Below are 18,473 nucleotides of genomic sequence, written 5' to 3'. Positions count from 1 at the left end.
CGGCCGCCGCCGCGGCGCCCGCTGCCAGCGACGATCCCGCACAGGCGCCCGGCGCGGTGACCTCGCCCATGGTGGGCACGGTCTACCTGCAGCCCGAACCGGGCTCGAAATCCTTCGTCTCGGTCGGCGACAAGGTCAGCGAGGGGCAGACCCTCCTGATCGTCGAGGCGATGAAGACGATGAACCAGATCCCCGCGCCCCGCGCGGGCACCGTCAAGCGCATCCTCGTCGAGGATGGGGCGCCCGTCGAATACGGCGCGCCGCTCATGATCATCGAGTGAGCGGGGCCGACGCGATGTTCAACAAGATCCTCATCGCCAACCGCGGCGAGATCGCGCTGCGCGTCATCCGCGCCGCGCGCGAGATGGGGGTGGCCACTGTCGCGGTGCATTCCACCGCCGACAGCGACGCCATGCATGTGCGCATGGCCGACGAGGCGATCTGCATCGGCCCGCCGCCGAGCGCGCAGTCCTACCTGTCGATGCCGGCCATCATCTCGGCCTGCGAGATCACCGGGGCCGAAGCGATCCACCCCGGCTACGGCTTCCTGTCGGAAAACGCCAATTTCGTGCAGGCGATCGAGGATCACGGGATCAAGTTCATCGGCCCCTCGGCCGAGCATATCCGCCTGATGGGCGACAAGATCACCGCCAAGGACACGATGAAGAAGCTGGGCGTGCCCTGCGTTCCCGGCTCGGAGGGCGGGGTGCATCACCTTGACACCGCCTATGCCGTGGCCGAGGAAGCGGGCTACCCGGTGATCGTCAAGGCCACCGCAGGCGGCGGCGGGCGCGGCATGAAGCTGGCGCGCAACCGCGACGAGCTGGAAACCGCCTTTCGCACCGCCCGGACCGAGGCCAAGGCCGCCTTCGGCAATGACGAGGTCTATATCGAGAAATACCTCGGGCGTCCGCGTCACATCGAGGTGCAGGTCTTCGGCGACGGGCGCGGGCAAGCCGTGCACCTGGGCGAGCGCGACTGCTCGCTGCAGCGCCGTCACCAGAAGGTCTTCGAAGAGGCCCCCGGCCCCGCCATCGACCCGGCCACCCGCGACCGGATCGGGGCGACCTGCGCCAAGGCCGTGGCGGACCTCGGCTACGAGGGGGCGGGCACGATCGAGTTCCTCTACGAGGACGGCGAGTTCTTCTTCATCGAGATGAACACCCGGCTGCAGGTCGAACACCCGGTGACCGAAGCGATCTTCGGCGTCGATCTCGTGCGCGAGCAGATCCGCGTCGCGGCAGGGCTGCCGATGTCCTTCAACCAGGGCGACCTGGAGGTGAACGGCCATGCCATCGAGGTGCGGATCAACGCCGAGAAACTGCCGAATTTCGCGCCCTCGCCGGGGCGGATCACGCAGTATCACGCGCCGGGGGGCCTTGGCGTGCGGATGGACAGCGCCATCTACGACGGCTACCGCATCCCGCCCTATTACGACAGCCTGATCGGCAAGCTGATCGTCCACGGCCGCGACCGGCCCGAGGCGCTGGCGCGCCTGCACCGGGCACTGGGCGAGCTGATCATCGACGGCGTCGACACCACGATCCCGCTTTTCCACGCGCTGCTCGATGCGCCCGCGGTGCAGTCGGGCGATTACACGATCCACTGGCTCGAGGGCTGGCTTGCCGAGACTCTCGGCTGACAGGTCGCGGCCTGCGCCGCCGATCCCTCCGGAGGCGATCCCCCGCCTGCCGGAGGGCGGCCCGGTGGTCGATCTGGGCGCGGGATTGCCTCCCGCGCGTCTTCTGCAGTTTCCGCAGGACTTTCCCGGACTGCGCTCTAGCTTGTCGCTCATGGCGCATGACATGTTCAGCCCGGCCCGCCCGGCGCTGTCACCGGAGCTGATGATACGAGCTTATGCTGCCGGCATCTTTCCGATGTCGGACGGCGCGGATCACGACGGCATCTTCTGGGTCGACCCGCAGCGCCGCGGCGTGTTCCCGCTGGATGCCTTCCACATCTCGCGCAGCCTGCGCCGCCGCCTCGCCAAGGGCGATTACGAGGTGACCGTGAACCGCGACTTCGCGGGCGTTGTCGCCGCCTGCGCCGACCGGCCCGAGACCTGGATCAACGCCGAGATCTTCGGCACCTACACGGCGCTGCATGCGCTCGGCTACGGCCAGTCGGTCGAGGTCTGGATGGAGGGCCAGCTTGCAGGCGGTGTCTTCGGCGTGACGCTCGGCGCGGCCTTTTTCGGCGAGTCGATGTTCTCGCGGCGCACGGACGGCTCGAAGATCGCGCTGGCCCACCTGGTCGAGCGGCTGCGCGCGGGCGGCTTTCAACTCTTCGACACGCAGTTCACGACCGAGCATCTCGAGCGCCTCGGCGCGGTTGAGCTGCCACGGGCCGAATACCGGCGGCAGTTGCAGCTGGCGGTCACCAGCCCCGCCGATTTCTTCGCATTGGACCGCGAGGCCCCGCGGTGATCGCGGCAAAGCGATGGAACCGCCGCCTCGGGGCTTGACCCCGGCGCGGATAACGGGGCCTATCAGACCCCGGATGAGGACAATAACACCAGGGACGGACCACATGACTTTGAAGGGCATTCTCCTGTCGGCTTCGATGATCGCGCTTGCGGGCGCGGCCACGGCCGAGACGCGGATCGGGATGATCACCACGCTGTCGGGCGGCGGAGCATCGCTGGGCATCGACGTGCGCGACGGCTTTCTGCTCGCCATGGAACAGGCGGGCCGCGATGACATCACGCTGATCGTCGAGGATGACGAGCAGGCCCCCGACGTGGCCGTGCAGCTGGCCGACCGCATGATCCAGGCCGAGGACGTGGACATCATGACCGGGATCATCTGGTCGAACCTCGCCATGGCGGTGGTGCCCTCGGTCACGGCGCAGGGGGTGTTCTACCTCTCGCCCAACGCGGGCCCCTCGCAGTTGGCCGGGCGCGGCTGCAACCCCAACTATTTCAACGTCGCATGGCAGAACGACAACCTGCACGAGGCCGCGGGCGCCTATGCCAATTCGGCGGGCTATTCCAACAGCTTCATCCTCGCGCCGAACTACCCCGCCGGGCAGGACGCGCTGGCGGGCTACAAGCGGTTCTACGAGGGCGAGCTGGCCGGTGAGCTTTACACCCAGCTTGGCCAGACCGATTACGCCGCCGAGATCGCGCAGATCCGGGCCTCGGGTGCGGACAGCGTCTTCTTCTTCCTGCCGGGCGGGATGGGCATCTCCTTTCTGCGGCAGTATGGCGACAGCGGGCTCGACATTCCCGTGATCGGCCCGGCCTTCAGCTTCGACCAGAACATCCTGCAGGCCGTGGGCGCGGATGCGCTCGGCGTGGTGAACACCTCGCAATGGTCGCCCGATCTGGACAACGAGGCCAACGCCGCCTTCGTCGCCGCCTACCAGGAGGCCTATGGCCGCCTGCCCTCGCTCTACGCGAGCCAGGGGTTCGACACGGCGAACCTGATCCTTTCGGCGCTCGAGGTCGCAAGCCCGGCGGATGACCCCGACGCCTTCCGCGAGGCGCTGCGCGCGGCCGATTTCGTCTCGACCCGCGGCGATTTCGCCTTCGGGCCGAACCATCACCCGATCCAGGACATCTATGTCCGCGAGGTGGTGCAGGAGGGCGACATCTTCACCAACCGCCTTGTGGGAGTCGCGCTGGAAGACCGCGGCGATGCCTACGCGGCCGAGTGCCAGATGTAACCACATCGTCCACGGACGGATCGAGGCCGGTCCACGGGCCGGCCTCGTCTTTTGCGAGGGGGTGAGATGTCCGCGATCCTGATCGTCGAGCAGGTGCTGAACGGGCTGCAATTCGGGGTGATGCTGTTCCTGATGGCGGCGGGGCTGACGCTGATCTTCGGCGTCATGGGCCTGATCAACCTTGCCCATGGCTCGCTCTACATGGTGGGCGCTTTCGTCGCCGCGACGGTGGCGGGGCTGACGGGATCGTTCCTGCTCGCACTGATCGCCGCGATGGCCGCCGCCGCCATGGCGGGCGCGGTCATCGAGATGAGCGTGATCCGCAGGCTCTACCACACCGACCACCTCGACCAGGTGCTGGCGACCTTCGCGCTGATCCTGATCTTCTCCGAAGGGACGCGGGCGATCTTCGGCTCCTTCCCGCTCTACCTCGACACGCCCGCGCTGCTGTCGGGCCCCGTGACCCTGCCGCTCGGCATCGAGTATCCGCGCTACCGCCTTGCGCTGATCGCCGCCGGGCTTGCCGTGGCGCTTGGCCTGTGGCTGCTCATTGCAAAGACGCGCATCGGCATCCAGATCCGCGCGGGCGAGAACGACCGCGAGATGATCGCGGCCTTGGGCGTCGACATCCGCACGCTCTACACCTTCGTCTTCGCGCTTGGCGCGGCGCTGGCGGGGCTGGCGGGCGCGCTGGTGGGCGCGATCCAGTCGGTGCAGGTGGGCATGGGGGAACCGGTGCTGATCCTTGCCTTCGTGGTCATCGTGATCGGCGGCATCGGCTCGATCAAGGGCGCCTTCGTCGGCGCGCTGATCGTGGGGCTGACAGACACGCTGGGGGGCATCTTCCTGCCCGAGTTGTTCAAGCTGTTCATGGAGCCCGCATCGGCCACGCAGATCGGGGCCTCGCTGTCGTCGATGGCGATCTACCTCTTGATGGCCGCCGTCCTGATCTGGCGGCCCACGGGCCTCTACGGGGTGCGCGCATGAGCCGGGAGGGATACGTCAACGCGGCCCTTGTCGCCGCCCTGATCGGCGTGCCGCTCTGGGCGCATCTGGCGGGAGAGCCCTTTACCATCACGCTGGCCACCCGCGCGGTGATCTTCGCGCTGGCCGCGGTCGGTCTGAACCTTGCGCTGGGGCTGGGCGGCATGGTCAGCTTCGGACATGCAGTGTTCTTCGGGCTGGGCGGCTATGCCATGGGCATCCTTGCCCATCACGCACAGAATTTCCTGCCACTCTACGACGGGCTTTTCCTGATCGAAGGCACGAAATCCATGCCGGTGATCTGGCTGGTGGCGATCACGGTCTCGGCGCTGGCGGCGCTGCTGATCGGGCTTCTGTCGCTGCGCACATCGGGCGTCTACTTCATCATGATCACCCTCGCCTTCGGGCAGATGTTCTACTACTTCACCATCTCCTGGAGCGCCTATGGCGGCGAGGACGGGCTGTCGATCTGGGTCAGGAACGGGTTTCCGGGGCTGAACACGCTCGACCCGATCCAGTTCTATGCCCTTTGTTTCACGCTGCTTTGCGCCGCGCTCTGGCTCACGCACCGCATCGCGCGCTCGCCCTTCGGGCTGATGCTGAACGCCACGCGGCAGGTGCCGCACCGGGTGGAGACCGTGGGCCTCGACGGGCAACGGGCGAAGCTGGTGGTCTTCGTCATCTCGGGCGCGATCACGGGGCTGGCCGGCGCGCTCTTCGCCGATCTCAACCGCTTCGTCAGCCCCACCATGTTCAGCTGGCACATGTCGGGCGAGATCATGATCTTCGTCATCCTCGGCGGCGTCGCGCGGCTGTTCGGTCCTGTCGCCGGCGCGGTGCTCTTCGTGGCGATGGAGCATGTTCTGGGCGACCTGAGCGACTATTGGCACATCTACCTCGGCGCGCTCTTGCTCGGCATCGTGCTGTTCGCGCGCGGGGGTGTCGTGGGACTGCTGGCAGGGCGGGCAAAGAGCCATGACTGAGCCGGTTCTCGACATAAGCGGATTGACCAAGAGCTTCGGCGCGCTGGTCGTGTCGGACAGCATCGACCTGAGCCTTCGGCCCGGCGAAATCCACGCCGTGATCGGCCCGAACGGGGCGGGCAAGACCACGCTGATCGCGCAGATCTGCGGCGCGCTCGCGCCCGACGCGGGCACGATCCGGCTGCGGGGGCAGGACGTGACGGCGCTGCCCACCCGCGCGCGGGCGCGGCTGGGGCTGGCGCGGACCTTCCAGATCTCGGCGCTGGCGATGGAGGATACCGTCCTGCAAAACGCCCTGCTGGGCGCGCTGGGGGCCACGGGCAATCCGTGGCGGCTGTTCCGCCCCGTGCTGTCGGACCGCGACTTGCGCCAGACGGCGGAGGCCGCGCTGGACCGTGTGGGCCTGCTGGAGAAGGCCGCGATGCGCACCGCGGACCTGAGCCATGGCGAGCGGCGGCAGCTCGAGGTGGCGGTCGCCCTCACGCTCAGGCCCGCGGCCTTCGTCATGGATGAACCCATGGCGGGGCTGGGGGCCGAGGGCGGGCAGAAGATGACCGCGCTTCTCGACACCCTCCGGCACGAGGCGCCGATCCTGCTGGTGGAGCATGACATGGACGCCGTCTTTGCACTGGCCGACCGGATCAGCGTGCTGGTCTACGGCAAGATCATCGCCAGCGGCCCGCCCGACGCGATCCGCGCCGACGCCGCCGTGCGCGAGGCCTACCTGGGAGACGAGGGATGAGCCTGCTCACGCTCGAGGGCGTCACCGCCAGCTATGGTGCAAGCCAGGCGCTGTTCGGCATGGACCTGACCCTGTCGGAGGGGGAGGCGGTGGCGATGATGGGCCGCAACGGCATGGGCAAGACCACCACCGTGCGCGCCATCTGCCGGATGCTGCCGGCGCAAGGGCGGCTCGTCTTCGACGGCCATGACCTGACGCGGCTCGCCAGCCACCGGACGGCGCAGCTGGGCATCGGGCTGGTGCCCGAGGGGCGGCGCTGTTTCCGCGACCTGACGGTCGAGGAGAACCTCGTCGTCGCCGCGCGGCGCGGGCATTGGGACCTGTCGCGCGTGGCCGGGCTGTTCCCGCGGCTGGCCGAACGGCGGGGGCAGCGCGCCTCGACGCTCTCGGGGGGTGAGCAGCAGATGCTGGCCATCGGGCGCGCGCTGATGACGAACCCGCGGCTCCTGATCCTCGACGAGGCGACCGAGGGGCTGGCCCCCCTGATCCGGGCCGAGATCTGGGAGGCCATCGCCCGGCTCAAGACCGAGACGGGCCTGTCGCTTCTTGTCATCGACAAGTCATTGAAAGAGCTTAAGGGCGTGGCCGACCGTGCCGTCCTTGTCGCCCGCGGGCAGGTGGCATGGGCGGGCGCGATGGACGCGCTCGACGCGGAAACGAGCGCCCGGCACGTCGGTGTCTGAGGCGCGCGGTACAAGGGGCATGTCATGGGCCGTTTCGAGCGTTACCTGACCCTCTGGGTCGGGCTGGCCATGGTCGCGGGGATCGCGCTGGGCAGCCTTGTGCCGGGCCTTGTCGCGGGCATCGCCGCGGCCGAGGTGGCGAACGTCAACCTTGTCGTGGCCGTGCTGATCTGGGCGATGGTCTACCCGATGATGGTGGGCGTCGACCCCGGAAGCCTGAAGGGCGTGGTCCGCCAACCCAGGGGTCTTGCCATCACGCTGGCGGTGAACTGGCTGATCAAGCCCTTCACCATGGCCGCCCTTGGCGTGGTGTTCTTCGAGGTCGTCTTCGCCGACCTGATCGCGCCCGAGGATGCGCAGCAATACATCGCGGGGCTGATCCTGCTGGGGGCCGCCCCCTGCACGGCGATGGTCTTCGTCTGGTCGCAGCTGACCCGCGGGGACGAGGCCTATACGCTGTTGCAGGTCTCGGTGAACGACGTGGTGATGGTCTTCGCCTTCGCGCCCATCGTCGCGGTTCTATTGGGCGTGGCCGACATCACCGTGCCGTGGGAGACGCTGATCCTGTCGGTGGTGCTGTTCGTGGCGCTGCCGCTGGCCGCGGGGCTTGCGACGCGGGCGCGGCTGGGCAGCGACGCGCGGATCGCGGCCTTCCGCGACCGCGTGAAGCCGTGGTCGGTCATCGGCCTGATCGCCACGGTGGTGATCCTGTTCAGCCTGCAGGGGCAGGTGATCCTCGACCGGCCGCTCATCATCGCGCTGATCGCGGTGCCGATCCTGATCCAGTCCTACGGCATCTTCGCGCTGGCCTATGCCGCGGCCTACATGCTGCGCGTGCCGCACCGGATCGCGGCGCCCTGCGCGCTGATCGGCACGTCCAACTTCTTCGAACTGGCCGTCGCGGTCGCCATCAGCCTCTTCGGCCTGAACTCGGGCGCGGCGCTGGCCACCGTGGTGGGCGTACTGGTCGAGGTTCCGGTGATGCTGTCGCTGGTGGCCTTCGCCAACCGCACGCGCACGAGGTTTCAGCAAGGCTGAGATCGGAGCGCGCAGCGCGCGATTGGCCGTTGCGGGGCGTGGCCCGTGCCGCCTAGGCTTTCGCCATGGCCTACCGCTTCGACATCAATGGAACGCGCTACAGCTTCGCCTCGCTCAAGGTGCTTCTGGCGCGTGCCACGCCCGAGCGGAGCGGCGACGTGCTGGCGGGCCTTGCCGCGGACGACCCGGTCGAGCGGCTGGCCGCGCAGCATTGCCTGGCCGATGTGCCGCTCAAGGCGTTCCTCGACGATGTGCTGGAGGTCGATGGCGACGCCGTCACCGCCCTGATCGCGGCGCAGCATGACGCGGCGGCCTTTGCGCCCGTGGCCGCGCTGACCGTGGGCGAGTTCCGCGACTGGCTGCTTGCGCCCAAGACGACCGGCGCCGAGATTGCCGCCCTCGCCCCCGGCCTGACCCCCGAAATGGTCGCCGCCGTCTCCAAGATCATGCGCGCGCAGGACCTGATCGCGGTCACTGCAAGGATCGAGGTGGTCACCCGCTTCCGCTCGACCATCGGCCTGCGCGGCAGGCTGTCCACGCGCAACCAGCCCAACCACCCGACCGACGACAGCCGGGGCATCGCGCTCTCGGCGCTCGACGGGCTGATGATGGGGGCGGGCGACGCGGTGATCGGGGTGAACCCCGCCACCGACAGCCTACCCGATTTCATCCGCATCTGCGAGGTGCTCGAGGCGATCCGCACCCAGCTGAACATCCCCACGCAGCACTGCTGCCTCGGCCATGTCACCACCGCGCTCGCCGCGATCGAGGCGCGCGCGCCGGTCGATCTGGTGTTCCAGTCCGTCGCGGGCTCGGACAAGGCTAACGCGGGCTTCGGCGTCACGCTCGCCCTGCTCGACGAGGCGCATGAGGCGATCCGCGCGCTAGGCCGCGCACCCGAGGGCGCGAACCTGATGTATTTCGAGACAGGACAGGGCGCGGCCCTGTCTGCCGACGCGCATCACGGCATGGACCAGCAGACGATGGAGGCGCGCGCCTATGCCGTCGCCCGGCGCTACCGGCCGCTTCTGGTCAACACGGTGGTGGGGTTCATCGGGCCGGAATACCTTGCCGACGGCAAGCAGATCATCCGCGCGGGGCTGGAGGATCACTTCTGCGGCAAGCTGCTCGGCCTGCCGATGGGGGTGGATATCTGCTACACCAACCATTCCTACGCCGACCAGGAGGACATGGACATCCTTCTGACCGCGCTGGCCGCGGCGGGGGTGAATTTCGTCATCACCGTGCCGGGGGCCGATGACATCATGCTGAATTACCAGTCGCTCGCCTTCCATGACGCGCAGTTCATCCGCGACACGCTGGGCAAGCCCCCTGCCCCGGAGTTCGCCGCGTGGATGGCCGCGAACGGGATCGGCGAGCCCGACACCGCGCTGCCCTCGCTCGAGGCCGCCCTGTCGCAGCTCAGGTTGCCCGCCGCATGACCGACGGCCCCGGCATCACCCGCGCCGAGATCCGCGCCGTGACCGAAGCGCGGCTGACCTTCGGCGCGCGGGGCCGCGCGCTGGAGACGGGCCGCGCGCTCGGCTTCGCGCTCGATCACGCGAAGGCGCGGGCGGCGGTCCTGTCGGAGATCGACACCGGCGCGCTGGGTGCGGCGCTGGCGCGCGCCGGACTGACCCATCACGTCGTGACCAGCGAGGCCGCAACGCGCGACACCTATATCCGCCGCCCGGATTTGGGGCGCCTGCTGCCCGAGGCGGCGCGCACGGCCCTGCCCCGCCCCGCGGGCGGCCTCGACGTGGCGCTGGTGCTGGGCGACGGGCTGTCGGCGACAGCGGTGCAGCTGAACGGCGTGGCCTTTGTCGCCGCCCTTGCCGCCCGCCTGCAGGCCGAGGGGCTGCGCATGGGTCCGGTGATCCTGGCCCGGCAGGCGCGGGTGGCGCTTGGCGACGGCATCGCGCAGGCGATGGAGGCAGAGACGGTGGTGATGGCGCTGGGGGAACGGCCGGGCCTGTCGGCCTCGGACAGCCTCGGGGTCTACATCACGCACCGGCCCGAGCCGCAGACGCCCGACAGCGCGCGCAACTGCATCTCGAACATCCGCGAGGCGGGCACGGGCGTGGAGGACGCGGCAGAGCAGGCCCTTCGGCTCATTCTCGCCATGCGGCGTCTGGGCGAAAGTGGCGTTGCCCTGAGCCGGGCGCTGGGGCGCGTCGCGCTTCATCCGGCCCAAACCCCGCGACCTTGAAGACGCCACATGCTCGAGGCGTCCACAGATGCCAACGCGGCCCATCGGGCGGCCGACCGGTCTCGTGACACGAGACGGAAGAATGGTTGCGGAGACCTGCAACTCACGATTCCTGCGGCTGGTCGAGAGGGTGGTTCCGAGGCTCGTGGCGTGACGACGGCAAGCAGGCGTGAGACGGTGCCATACTACCGAAACCCGGTTCTGTCGCTGCCAATACTTGCGTCGATCACACTCCGACCGCTGTCTCGGCTCAGGGTGAGTTCAAGGCGCTTTCGCGCCTCGGACGTTGGATTGCGGACACTTGGCCCGGCAGAAAACTGATCTTGCGGCAAGGCTGCGCGGGCTTCATTCGAAGAGGTCGAGTTCTTCGTCGATAGCCGCCAACGTGGTGATCCGTTGGCCCACAGCCTCCGGATTGCGTCCGAGGTATGCCACTGCAATCAAACGCAACACCGACAGCATCGTGGCATGCGTGGGCAGTGTCCCGTAGCTGGCGACATGGCAGGGCAGGACAACGTCGGAAAAGCGCTCGGCCTGCGCCGCATAGGCGTGATCGGTCAGCGTGATGATCCGCATGCGCGTGGTGCGGGCATGGGCGAGCAGCGAACGCAGCAGTTTCGGGCGTGGCTCGAAGGTCAGCAGGATCAGTGCATCACGGGGGCCTGTCATCGAGAGCTCGTTCGCCCAGCTCTGCCCCTGCCCGCTCAATTCATGGACGCCATGGCGCAGCCGCGCAAAGAGCAATTGGCCCAGCCGGGCCACACCCTGTTCATCGCCGAAACCGACCAACCATATGCGCGGTGCTGTCTCGAGGATTTGCGCGATGTCGGGCAACAGGTCGGACCGCAGCTCCTCGAAGGTCCGCGTGAGGTTGCGCAATTCCAGTTCCAGGTGGTCGGAGATGGTCCGCCCGAATGTCGCGGGTTGGGACATCGATTCGAGGTCGGCATACGGCTCGCGCCGGTTGCGCTCTTCACGGGCCTGAAGTCGGACCTCTTCGAAGTCCGCATATCCCAAACTGCGGAAGAAACGGGCAGTTGTTGCCTTTGACACGCCCGCGCGAGCGGCCAGTTCCGTGGCGGTATGAGTTTCAACAAGGCTCTGATTTTGCAAAAGAACCTGGGCGATCTTCCTTTCGCTCGACGTCAGCCGCGACGAACGCTCCTGGATTCTGAGGATCAGTCTCGAGGCCATGGGACACGATTTTCCTTGACGTCTGGAACTCTTGTTTCATGGTTGTGAAACAATGAAACGCACGAAATGGACACCATGTCGACCTCCAAGACAATCCGCGAAAAGATATGGACGAAACTGAAAGACGTGGCGAGACCGGACACCCGGTTTCACATGAACTTCGCAGAGGTCATTCCCGATTTCGAAGGGTCCGAGGCGGCCACGGAACGCGTCGTGCAGGACCCGGCCTATGGCGACAGCCGCTTTGCCTTCATTACCCCGGACAATTGCCTGGCCGACCTGCGGCGTCGGATGATCGAGGTCGGCAAGCCATTCGTGATGTCGACCTACGGGATCTACCGCGGGTTCCTGTACCTCGATCCCGCAACGGTGCCTGAAGGCGCAGCACTCTATGCGTCCTGGCTGGACGGGATGGAGCATTTCGGCGTGCCGATCACCCTGGAGGAGATCGCCCGAAAGGGCCGGTTCGACTACCTCGTGACCGGTGCGTCCGCCGTTTCCGTCAACGGTGTCCGGTTCGGCAAGGGGCACGGCTTCTTCGACCTGGAATGGGGCATGTTCACGGATCTTGGCCTCGTGGATGACGACACGCCGGTCCACGCCGTCGTGCATGACGTGCAACTCGTCGAGGACCAGTTGCAGCCCTCGGAGACCGACATTCTCGTTGACACGATCTTCACGCCAACGCGCACCCATGTGGTCGAACGCCGCGCCAAGCGGCCCCGCGGCGTGAAATGGCCCCTGCTCGAACCCAAGCAGATCGCCGACACACCGCCCCTGCAGGAGCTTCAGCGCCTGCAAGGCCTTGCCTGACCCATCCAACAAGAGGAGCCCCTGCCGATGAGCCTCAGACTGAACCGCCGTCACTTCCTGGGAACTGCTGCCGCAACCGCCGCGGCGACGTCCCTGCCTTTCCGCGCCCGCGCGGCCACGCCCTTCACCATGCAGGCCGCATGGATCAACGACGCCGAATTCGCCGGCTATTTCATCGGCATCGACGAGGGCTACTATGCCGAAGAGGGGCTGGACCTGACCTATCTGCCGGGCGGCCCTGACGTGATCCCGGAAAGCACGATCATCGCGGGTCGCGCGGACCTTGCGCTGACCACACCCGACACGACCATCAAGGCCATCGTCGAACAGGGCGCGCCCTTCAAGATCATCGGCGCGCAATACCAGAAGAACCCCATCGGCATCGTCTCGCTGGCGTCCAATCCGATCAACGAACCCCGCGACCTGATCGGCAAGACGCTGGCCGTGCCGCCCGTGAACGTGATCTCGGTGAACGCCATGCTGGCGCTGAACGGGATCGACCCCGGCGAGGTGAACATCGTGCCCTACGCCTATGACCCCACCCCGCTCATCCGGGGCGAGATCGATGCCAGCCTCGATTTCACGACCAACGTGCCCTACACGATCAGCCAGCAGGGCGTGGAGGCGACCTCCTTCCTGCTCTATGATTTCGGCTTCACCATCTACAACGACACCGTCGTCGTGACCGAGGAGACGCTTGCCTCGAAGCGGGCCGAGCTGGTGGCCTGGTTGCGCGCGTCGCGCCGGGGCTGGGAAGAGAATTTCCGCGACCCGAACCTCTGGCCGCCGAGATGGGCCGATACCTGGTTCGCGGGCACGGGCCGGACCATCGAGAACGAGATCTTCTTCAACAATGCACAGCAACCGCTGATGGAAAGCCCGGCGGGCTACATGGCGATGACCGAGGAAGGCATCGAGGCGAACCTGCGCGCGCTTGCCGAGGTGGGCATCAACGGCACGCGCGACATGTTCGACACGACGCTGCTCGAGGAGATCTGAGCGTGACCCCGGACGGAATCTCTCTTTCCGGGGTTGGCAAGACCTTTGCCGGGCGGGGCAAGGTGGTCGAGGCGCTGCGCGACGTCACCTTGTCCTGCCCGAAGGGCTCGTTCACCGCGATCATCGGGCCTTCGGGATGCGGAAAATCCACGGTGATGCGTATCGCGCTCGGGCTTGAAACACCCGATACCGGAGAGGTCCGGATCGCCGGAAAGGCCCCGATGGGCGCCGCCAGGGCCGGCGAGACCGGGGTTGCTTTCCAGGACGCCGCCTTGCTGCCCTGGCGCAGTGTCCGTCGCAACATCGAAGTGCCGCTCGAGGTGCTTGGCCGCTCGATCCCGGAGGCCCGTGACCATGTCCAGCACATGATCGAGCTTGTCGGGCTGAAGGGATACGAAAACGCCCTGCCCGGCGAATTGTCGGGCGGCATGCGCCAGCGGGTCGCCATTGCCCGCGCCCTTGTCACCCATCCGCAGATCCTGTTCATGGACGAACCCTTCGGCGCATTGGACCAGATCCTGCGTCGCCAGATGAACCAGGAACTGCAACGCATCTGGACCGAGACCGGATCGACCGCGCTCCTGGTCACCCACGGCATCGACGAAGCCGTGTTCCTGGCTGACCGCGTTGTGGTCATGCACGCCAACCCCGGCCGGATCGTCGATGTGATCGACGTGGGCTTCGACCGCCCGCGCGCGCCGGGGCTGTTCTCGGACCCGGCCTTTCACCGCGTCTGCGACCATATCGCAGAGGTGCTGCATGGCGGCTGAGGCATCGGGCCAGTGGCGCGGGCTGCGCAACGTGGCGATCCTTCTGCTGATCTGGGAAATCGTCGGGCGGTTCGACCTGGTGGCCGGTGGAGCGCTCCCCGGCATTTCCGAGATCCTGATCCGGCTCTGGATCGACTGGGGCGACTATCCACGCCACATCTGGGCCACGCTCTATGCCTCGACGGTCGGGTTCCTGATCGGCAATGCGCTCGGTATCGGCGCCGGCGTGATCTTCGCGCTTTCGCCCACCACCCTCAGGCTGTTTCGGGGCGTGAACATCGCGGTCTTCGCCCTGCCCCCCATCGCCATAGCACCCATCCTGGTGCTGACCCTGTCGGGGATGGCGCCCCGGATCGCGCTTGCAGCACTTGGGGTCTATTTCGTCACCATGACGGCCACGGTCATCGGCTTGAGCCAGGCCGACAGCCGCGCGACCGATGTGATCCGTGCCTATGGCGGCACCCGCTGGGACGTCCTGCGCCGGGTGCAGTTCCGCGGCGCGCTGCCCTCGATCCTGGCAGGGCTTCGCGTGGCTGCGCCCAATGCGGTTCTCGGGGCCATTCTGGCCGAGTTCGGCGGCGGCGGGCGCTGGGGCCTCGGGGCCTATCTCCTCGGTTCGCTCGGGCGCGGCGAGCCGGATCGGCTCTGGGGCATCGGGCTGGTCGCTACTGTGATCGCTGGCCTGTCCTACGGCCTCTTCGCGCTTCTCGCCGCCCGCACGATCGGCGCCTCGCGCGCGGTCACGCTGAACACGGCGGTGCCGGATGCCGCACCACGCGCCGGGCACCCCGCCGCGCGCCTCGCCCTGACGCTCGGCACCATCGCGCTGCCGTTCCTTGTGTGGTGGGCGTTCATCGAGGTGACCGGCGTGCCGGACCTGATCTCGAAGACACCCTGGGGCGTCGTCGATTACCTGTTCCTCGGCCCCACCGCCGAAAGCGCGCAGGCGCGGCTTCTGGCGGCGCTGGCGGAAACCCTGCCGATCACCTTCCTCGGGATGGCGGCAGGCCTCGGGTTTGCTTTCCTGCTGGCGATCTCGTCCCGGCTTTTCCCGCGCGCCATCGACGCCTTCATGCCCGTGGCGCTTGTCACGCAGACCATGCCGCTGGTCGCCCTTACACCCCTTCTGGTCCTGATCCTGGGTCGCGGCACGTCGCTCACGCTTTGGGTCACGATCTCGGTGACATTCTTCCCGGCCTTCGTCACTCTGGCCCAGGGACTGGCCCTGGTGCCGCGCAGCGCCGAAGAGCTGCCGCGCGCCTATGGGGCGGCACGCTGGACCGAGATGCGCATGGTCACGATTCCCGCCTCGCTGCCCTACCTGTTCGCCGCGACCCGCCTGACTGTGCCGCGTGCGCTTCTCGGCGTGATGATCGCGGAATGGCTGGCCACGGGAAAGGGCCTCGGCAACCTGCTCAACCAGTCGCGCGGGTTCCTCGATTACGGCATGATCTGGACCGTCGCGGCCGTATCGGTCCTTCTTTCGGTCCTGTTCTACCAGGCTGTCGTCATGGTGGAGCGGCGGGTCCTGCGGCGACTTGGCATGGCAACGGCGGAGTGAGGCGATGAGCGACCTGGAAACCCGTATCGCGCAGGGGCGCGGCGATGCGACGGCGGAGCTTGTGCTGCGCGGCGGGACGGTCTGGGACCTCGTGACCGACACCATGATCCCCGGCGACGTGGCGATTTGCGGCGACACGATCGTCGGCATCGGCGCGGACTACGCCGGGCACGCGGTTGTCGACGTGACCGGGCTGACGCTGGTGCCGGGTTTCATCGACACGCATCTGCATATCGAGTCCTCGCTCGTCACCCCGTTCGAATTCGACCGTTGCGTCACACCCCTGGGCGTCACCACCGCAATCTGCGACCCCCACGAGATCGCCAACGTGATCGGCATCGAGGGTATCCGGTATTTCCAGCAAGCCAGCGAGCACACGCTCATGGACATCCGGGTTCAGCTTTCGTCCTGTGTGCCCTCGACCGAGATGGAAACCGCCGGCGCACGGATCGACGCCGAGGATCTGGCGGCGCTGATGAAGCATCCCTCTGGCATCGGGCTGGCGGAGTTCATGAATTACCCCGGGGTGATCCACCGCGACCCCGGTGCCCTGGCCAAGCTGCGCCTGTTCGACGGTCGCCATATCGACGGCCATTGTCCCCAGCTTTCTGGGCGCGACCTGAACGCCTATGCCGCCGCGGGGATTCGCACCGAGCACGAGGCGACCACCGCAGACGAGGCGCTGGAGAAGCTCCAGAAAGGCATGCGCGTTCTGATCCGCGAGGGCTCGGTCTCCAAGGATCTGCACGCGCTGCAACCGCTGCTGACGGACGTCACCGCGCCCTACATGTGCCTGTGCACCGACGACCGGAACCCGCTGGATATCGGCGAAGAGGGTCACCTGAACTTCATGATCGCCGAACTGATCCGGCTTGGCACGTCCCCCCTGGCCGCCTATCGCGCCGCCTCGCTGTCGGGGGCCGAGGCGTTCGGCCTCAAGGATCGCGGCCAGATCGCACCGGGGCGGCGCGCCGACATCGTGGCCCTGTCGGATGTGGCGACCTGCAGGGTCGCCAAGGTCATCGCGGGGGGCGTCGTGGTGGACGAGGCCGCCTTCGCCTCGCGGGGCGGCGTCGCACCGGTCGCGCGCCGGTCGGTACGCGCCCCCCACCTGACGGCGCGCGACTTCCGGACGACACCCAACCGCGAAGAGACCGACGTGATCGGCATTCTCGAGGGCAAGATCATCACCGAGCACCTGCATGAGACCGTGCCGATCGTGGATGGCGACACCCCCCCCGATCCTGCCCGCGACCTGGCCCGGATCGCGGTGGTGGAAAGACACGGCAAGAACGGCAATATCGCCAACGGCTTCGTGCGCGGCTTCGGCCTGAAGGCGGGGGCCATCGCGTCAACGGTCTGCCACGATCACCACAACATCGCCTGTGTCGGGGTGGACTATGCCGACATGGCGCTGGCTGCCAACCGACTGGCACAGATCGAGGGCGGCTTTGTGGTTGCGCAGGACGGCAAGGTCCTTGCGGAACTGTCGCTGCCGGTAGCTGGGCTGATGAGCCTTGCACCCTTCGAACAGGTCAGGGCGGATCTCGAGTGTCTGCGCAGCGCCGCGACATCATTGGGCGTCACCCTCAGGGAGCCGTTTCTGCAACTGGCCTTCCTTGCCCTGCCCGTCATCCCGGCACTGAAAATCACCGACCGCGGCATGGTCGATGTAAAGCGCTTCGAGCTGATCGGCTGACCTATGGCGCCAAACGACAAGGCGCGCCGTCCCGACGAGCTGGGTGCATGGTCGCACAGTTGGTTGCGGGGCGATTTGCACCTGAGGGCCAAGTTATTGATCCTGCTCGATCCAAGTGGGTTCAGGGCTCTCGCCTATCGGCAACGCCTCGATATATATTGATTGCTATAGGAAATTGGTTGCGGGGACTTGCAACTCACGATTTCTGCGGTTGGTGGAGAGGGTGGTTCCGCGGGTTGCGGCGTAGAATTGGCAGGCGGAGCGTGCAAAGGCCCATTGACGTCTTTCCAGTCTTGGCGCCTGAAAAGGTGCGAGAGTCATCCCGTACACAAGGGCGGCTCATGCGAGCTGCCTAACCGCCTCGTATTACTACTGCTTCGGTTCGATCCTCCATCGGCGCGACAGAGGATCGCGCGGCCTCGGTGGCTGCGTTCAATGGCATTCAGCGTTCTCCTCGGCTCCGTTTGCATTCGGAGCGAACCCGCACTGCAAACTTTAAGCACACGAAGGTGGTGGCGCCACCCCGCCCTGCGCCACGACATGTAGTCGGCGGTGGTCGATTGGGACCAGCCAAGAGAAGAGGGAGAGGGCCAACTTGCGGTATTGCGTGATCCTTGGATGGGATGTGGCCAAGTAGCTGCAGCGCTCGACCCAACCAGATGCCGCCGACGTCGGCTTCCGCTATCTCTTTCTGCTTGTGGCTCGGCCAGTTCCTCGTCATCCCAGAAGCCGCCAATGATCCCCTTGGGCAGTTCGCTGCCCTTTCGTCCTGAAATCCCGCTGTCCGAGACGCTGACGCTGTTGTGGTGACCGGGTGCCTATCGCCCGTAACATTTTGCCAGCCGGGCACGTTCCGCTTCGCAATCTAGATCAAGGCAAAGAGCGAAGAAGTCGCGGTAGCGTCCGCGAGCGTGGTGTAATTTCACCGATACGTTCGGTGTGATCCCTGGTGGCCATCGAGGTGTATGTTCGAGGTGGAGTTTGGCGACTTCAACCACGGACCATACGGAGCCCCCGATGACCAAGACGAACATGGACCTGTCCGAGCTTCTGGCCAAGCACGATCAGGGCGACTTCCTGCGCGGCATTGCCGAAGCCGTGCTGCAACTGATCATGGAGACCGATGTGGAAG

General features: G+C 67.0%; 17 protein-coding genes. 16 read left to right on the top strand and 1 reads right to left on the bottom strand.

Annotated elements, in window-relative coordinates:
• The 11 genes from QQK83_RS15825 to eutC all read left to right on the top strand — a co-directional run.
• The coding region (locus tag QQK83_RS15825) for an acetyl-CoA carboxylase biotin carboxyl carrier protein (protein WP_284265936.1) at window positions 1-281 on the top strand (281 nt) is incomplete at its 5' end.
• A gap of 14 nt (window positions 282-295) precedes the next feature.
• Window positions 296-1,642, top strand: a complete 1,347-nt coding sequence (gene accC / locus QQK83_RS15820; protein ID WP_284265938.1) for an acetyl-CoA carboxylase biotin carboxylase subunit — start codon at window positions 296-298, stop codon at window positions 1,640-1,642.
• A gap of 151 nt (window positions 1,643-1,793) precedes the next feature.
• Window positions 1,794-2,426 carry a leucyl/phenylalanyl-tRNA--protein transferase gene (gene aat, locus QQK83_RS15815; protein WP_284265934.1) on the top strand — a complete coding sequence of 211 codons (633 nt, stop codon included), beginning with the start codon at window positions 1,794-1,796 and terminating at the stop codon, window positions 2,424-2,426.
• A gap of 103 nt (window positions 2,427-2,529) precedes the next feature.
• Window positions 2,530-3,666 carry an ABC transporter substrate-binding protein gene (locus tag QQK83_RS15810; RefSeq protein ID WP_284265933.1) on the top strand — a complete coding sequence of 379 codons (1,137 nt, stop codon included), beginning with the start codon at window positions 2,530-2,532 and terminating at the stop codon, window positions 3,664-3,666.
• A 66-nt stretch (window positions 3,667-3,732) separates the two neighbouring features.
• Window positions 3,733-4,653, top strand: coding sequence for a branched-chain amino acid ABC transporter permease (locus tag QQK83_RS15805; protein WP_284265932.1), 921 nt, complete (start codon window positions 3,733-3,735; stop codon window positions 4,651-4,653).
• Complete coding sequence (locus QQK83_RS15800) at window positions 4,650-5,633, top strand: branched-chain amino acid ABC transporter permease (protein ID WP_284265931.1); 984 nt, start codon at window positions 4,650-4,652, stop codon at window positions 5,631-5,633. The genes QQK83_RS15805 and QQK83_RS15800 overlap by 4 nt, the downstream gene beginning before the upstream one ends.
• Window positions 5,626-6,375 carry an ABC transporter ATP-binding protein gene (locus QQK83_RS15795; RefSeq protein WP_284265928.1) on the top strand — a complete coding sequence of 250 codons (750 nt, stop codon included), beginning with the start codon at window positions 5,626-5,628 and terminating at the stop codon, window positions 6,373-6,375. Before QQK83_RS15800 ends, QQK83_RS15795 begins: the two co-directional genes overlap by 8 nt.
• Window positions 6,372-7,058 (top strand): ABC transporter ATP-binding protein, encoded by a 687-nt coding sequence (locus tag QQK83_RS15790; RefSeq protein WP_284265926.1) that lies wholly within the window; start codon window positions 6,372-6,374, stop codon window positions 7,056-7,058. Before QQK83_RS15795 ends, QQK83_RS15790 begins: the two co-directional genes overlap by 4 nt.
• Before the next feature lie 24 nt (window positions 7,059-7,082).
• Window positions 7,083-8,096, top strand: a complete 1,014-nt coding sequence (arsB, locus tag QQK83_RS15785; protein ID WP_284265924.1) for an ACR3 family arsenite efflux transporter — start codon at window positions 7,083-7,085, stop codon at window positions 8,094-8,096.
• Between the two features lie 65 nt (window positions 8,097-8,161).
• Window positions 8,162-9,538: an ethanolamine ammonia-lyase subunit EutB gene (locus QQK83_RS15780; RefSeq protein ID WP_284265923.1), complete on the top strand. Its 1,377-nt coding sequence runs from the start codon at window positions 8,162-8,164 to the stop codon at window positions 9,536-9,538.
• On the top strand, window positions 9,535-10,305 hold the full coding sequence (gene eutC, locus QQK83_RS15775) for an ethanolamine ammonia-lyase subunit EutC (protein WP_284265921.1): 771 nt from the start codon (window positions 9,535-9,537) through the stop codon (window positions 10,303-10,305). Before QQK83_RS15780 ends, eutC begins: the two co-directional genes overlap by 4 nt.
• Before the next feature lie 345 nt (window positions 10,306-10,650).
• Here the strand turns inward: eutC and QQK83_RS15770 are convergent, their stop codons facing one another.
• On the bottom strand, window positions 10,651-11,499 hold the full coding sequence (locus tag QQK83_RS15770) for a MurR/RpiR family transcriptional regulator (RefSeq protein ID WP_284265919.1): 849 nt from the start codon (window positions 11,497-11,499) through the stop codon (window positions 10,651-10,653).
• A gap of 66 nt (window positions 11,500-11,565) precedes the next feature.
• On the opposite strand from QQK83_RS15770, the gene QQK83_RS15765 reads away from it, so the two are divergent.
• Genes QQK83_RS15765 through ade form a run of 5 tightly spaced genes read left to right on the top strand, consistent with a single transcriptional unit; the run spans window position 11,566 to window position 17,341 of the window.
• Window positions 11,566-12,312 carry a 5-formyltetrahydrofolate cyclo-ligase gene (locus QQK83_RS15765; protein ID WP_349816238.1) on the top strand — a complete coding sequence of 249 codons (747 nt, stop codon included), beginning with the start codon at window positions 11,566-11,568 and terminating at the stop codon, window positions 12,310-12,312.
• 27 nt (window positions 12,313-12,339) lie between these two features.
• Complete coding sequence (locus tag QQK83_RS15760; protein ID WP_284265915.1) at window positions 12,340-13,311, top strand: ABC transporter substrate-binding protein; 972 nt, start codon at window positions 12,340-12,342, stop codon at window positions 13,309-13,311.
• A gap of 2 nt (window positions 13,312-13,313) precedes the next feature.
• Window positions 13,314-14,081, top strand: a complete 768-nt coding sequence (locus QQK83_RS15755) for an ABC transporter ATP-binding protein (protein ID WP_284265912.1) — start codon at window positions 13,314-13,316, stop codon at window positions 14,079-14,081.
• On the top strand, window positions 14,071-15,642 hold the full coding sequence (locus QQK83_RS15750; RefSeq protein ID WP_284265911.1) for an ABC transporter permease: 1,572 nt from the start codon (window positions 14,071-14,073) through the stop codon (window positions 15,640-15,642). The genes QQK83_RS15755 and QQK83_RS15750 overlap by 11 nt, the downstream gene beginning before the upstream one ends.
• 4 nt (window positions 15,643-15,646) lie before the next feature.
• Entirely contained in the window at window positions 15,647-17,341 is a 1,695-nt protein-coding gene (ade, locus tag QQK83_RS15745) for an adenine deaminase (RefSeq protein WP_284265909.1), read from the top strand.
• Window positions 17,342-18,473 lie beyond the last annotated feature (1,132 nt).

The organism is Roseicyclus amphidinii, from assembly GCF_030163755.1.
GTDB classification, from domain to species: domain Bacteria; phylum Pseudomonadota; class Alphaproteobacteria; order Rhodobacterales; family Rhodobacteraceae; genus Roseicyclus; species Roseicyclus amphidinii.
This window is presented reverse-complemented; position numbering and strand designations above follow the sequence as displayed.

What these genes read in the sequence shown, in the direction of transcription:
- QQK83_RS15790 (WP_284265926.1), top strand. Translation starts at nt 6,372, where the DNA reads ATGAGCCTGCTCACGCTCGAGGGCGTCACCGCCAGCTATGGTGCAAGC.
- ade (WP_284265909.1), top strand. Translation starts at nt 15,647, where the DNA reads ATGAGCGACCTGGAAACCCGTATCGCGCAGGGGCGCGGCGATGCGACG.
- QQK83_RS15780 (WP_284265923.1), top strand. Translation starts at nt 8,162, where the DNA reads ATGGCCTACCGCTTCGACATCAATGGAACGCGCTACAGCTTCGCCTCG.
- arsB (WP_284265924.1), top strand. Translation starts at nt 7,083, where the DNA reads ATGGGCCGTTTCGAGCGTTACCTGACCCTCTGGGTCGGGCTGGCCATG.
- eutC (WP_284265921.1), top strand. Translation starts at nt 9,535, where the DNA reads ATGACCGACGGCCCCGGCATCACCCGCGCCGAGATCCGCGCCGTGACC.
- QQK83_RS15770 (WP_284265919.1), bottom strand. Translation starts at nt 11,499, where the DNA reads ATGGCCTCGAGACTGATCCTCAGAATCCAGGAGCGTTCGTCGCGGCTG.
- QQK83_RS15800 (WP_284265931.1), top strand. Translation starts at nt 4,650, where the DNA reads ATGAGCCGGGAGGGATACGTCAACGCGGCCCTTGTCGCCGCCCTGATC.
- aat (WP_284265934.1), top strand. Translation starts at nt 1,794, where the DNA reads ATGGCGCATGACATGTTCAGCCCGGCCCGCCCGGCGCTGTCACCGGAG.
- QQK83_RS15760 (WP_284265915.1), top strand. Translation starts at nt 12,340, where the DNA reads ATGAGCCTCAGACTGAACCGCCGTCACTTCCTGGGAACTGCTGCCGCA.
- QQK83_RS15750 (WP_284265911.1), top strand. Translation starts at nt 14,071, where the DNA reads ATGGCGGCTGAGGCATCGGGCCAGTGGCGCGGGCTGCGCAACGTGGCG.
- QQK83_RS15810 (WP_284265933.1), top strand. Translation starts at nt 2,530, where the DNA reads ATGACTTTGAAGGGCATTCTCCTGTCGGCTTCGATGATCGCGCTTGCG.
- QQK83_RS15795 (WP_284265928.1), top strand. Translation starts at nt 5,626, where the DNA reads ATGACTGAGCCGGTTCTCGACATAAGCGGATTGACCAAGAGCTTCGGC.
- accC (WP_284265938.1), top strand. Translation starts at nt 296, where the DNA reads ATGTTCAACAAGATCCTCATCGCCAACCGCGGCGAGATCGCGCTGCGC.
- QQK83_RS15805 (WP_284265932.1), top strand. Translation starts at nt 3,733, where the DNA reads ATGTCCGCGATCCTGATCGTCGAGCAGGTGCTGAACGGGCTGCAATTC.
- QQK83_RS15765 (WP_349816238.1), top strand. Translation starts at nt 11,566, where the DNA reads ATGGACACCATGTCGACCTCCAAGACAATCCGCGAAAAGATATGGACG.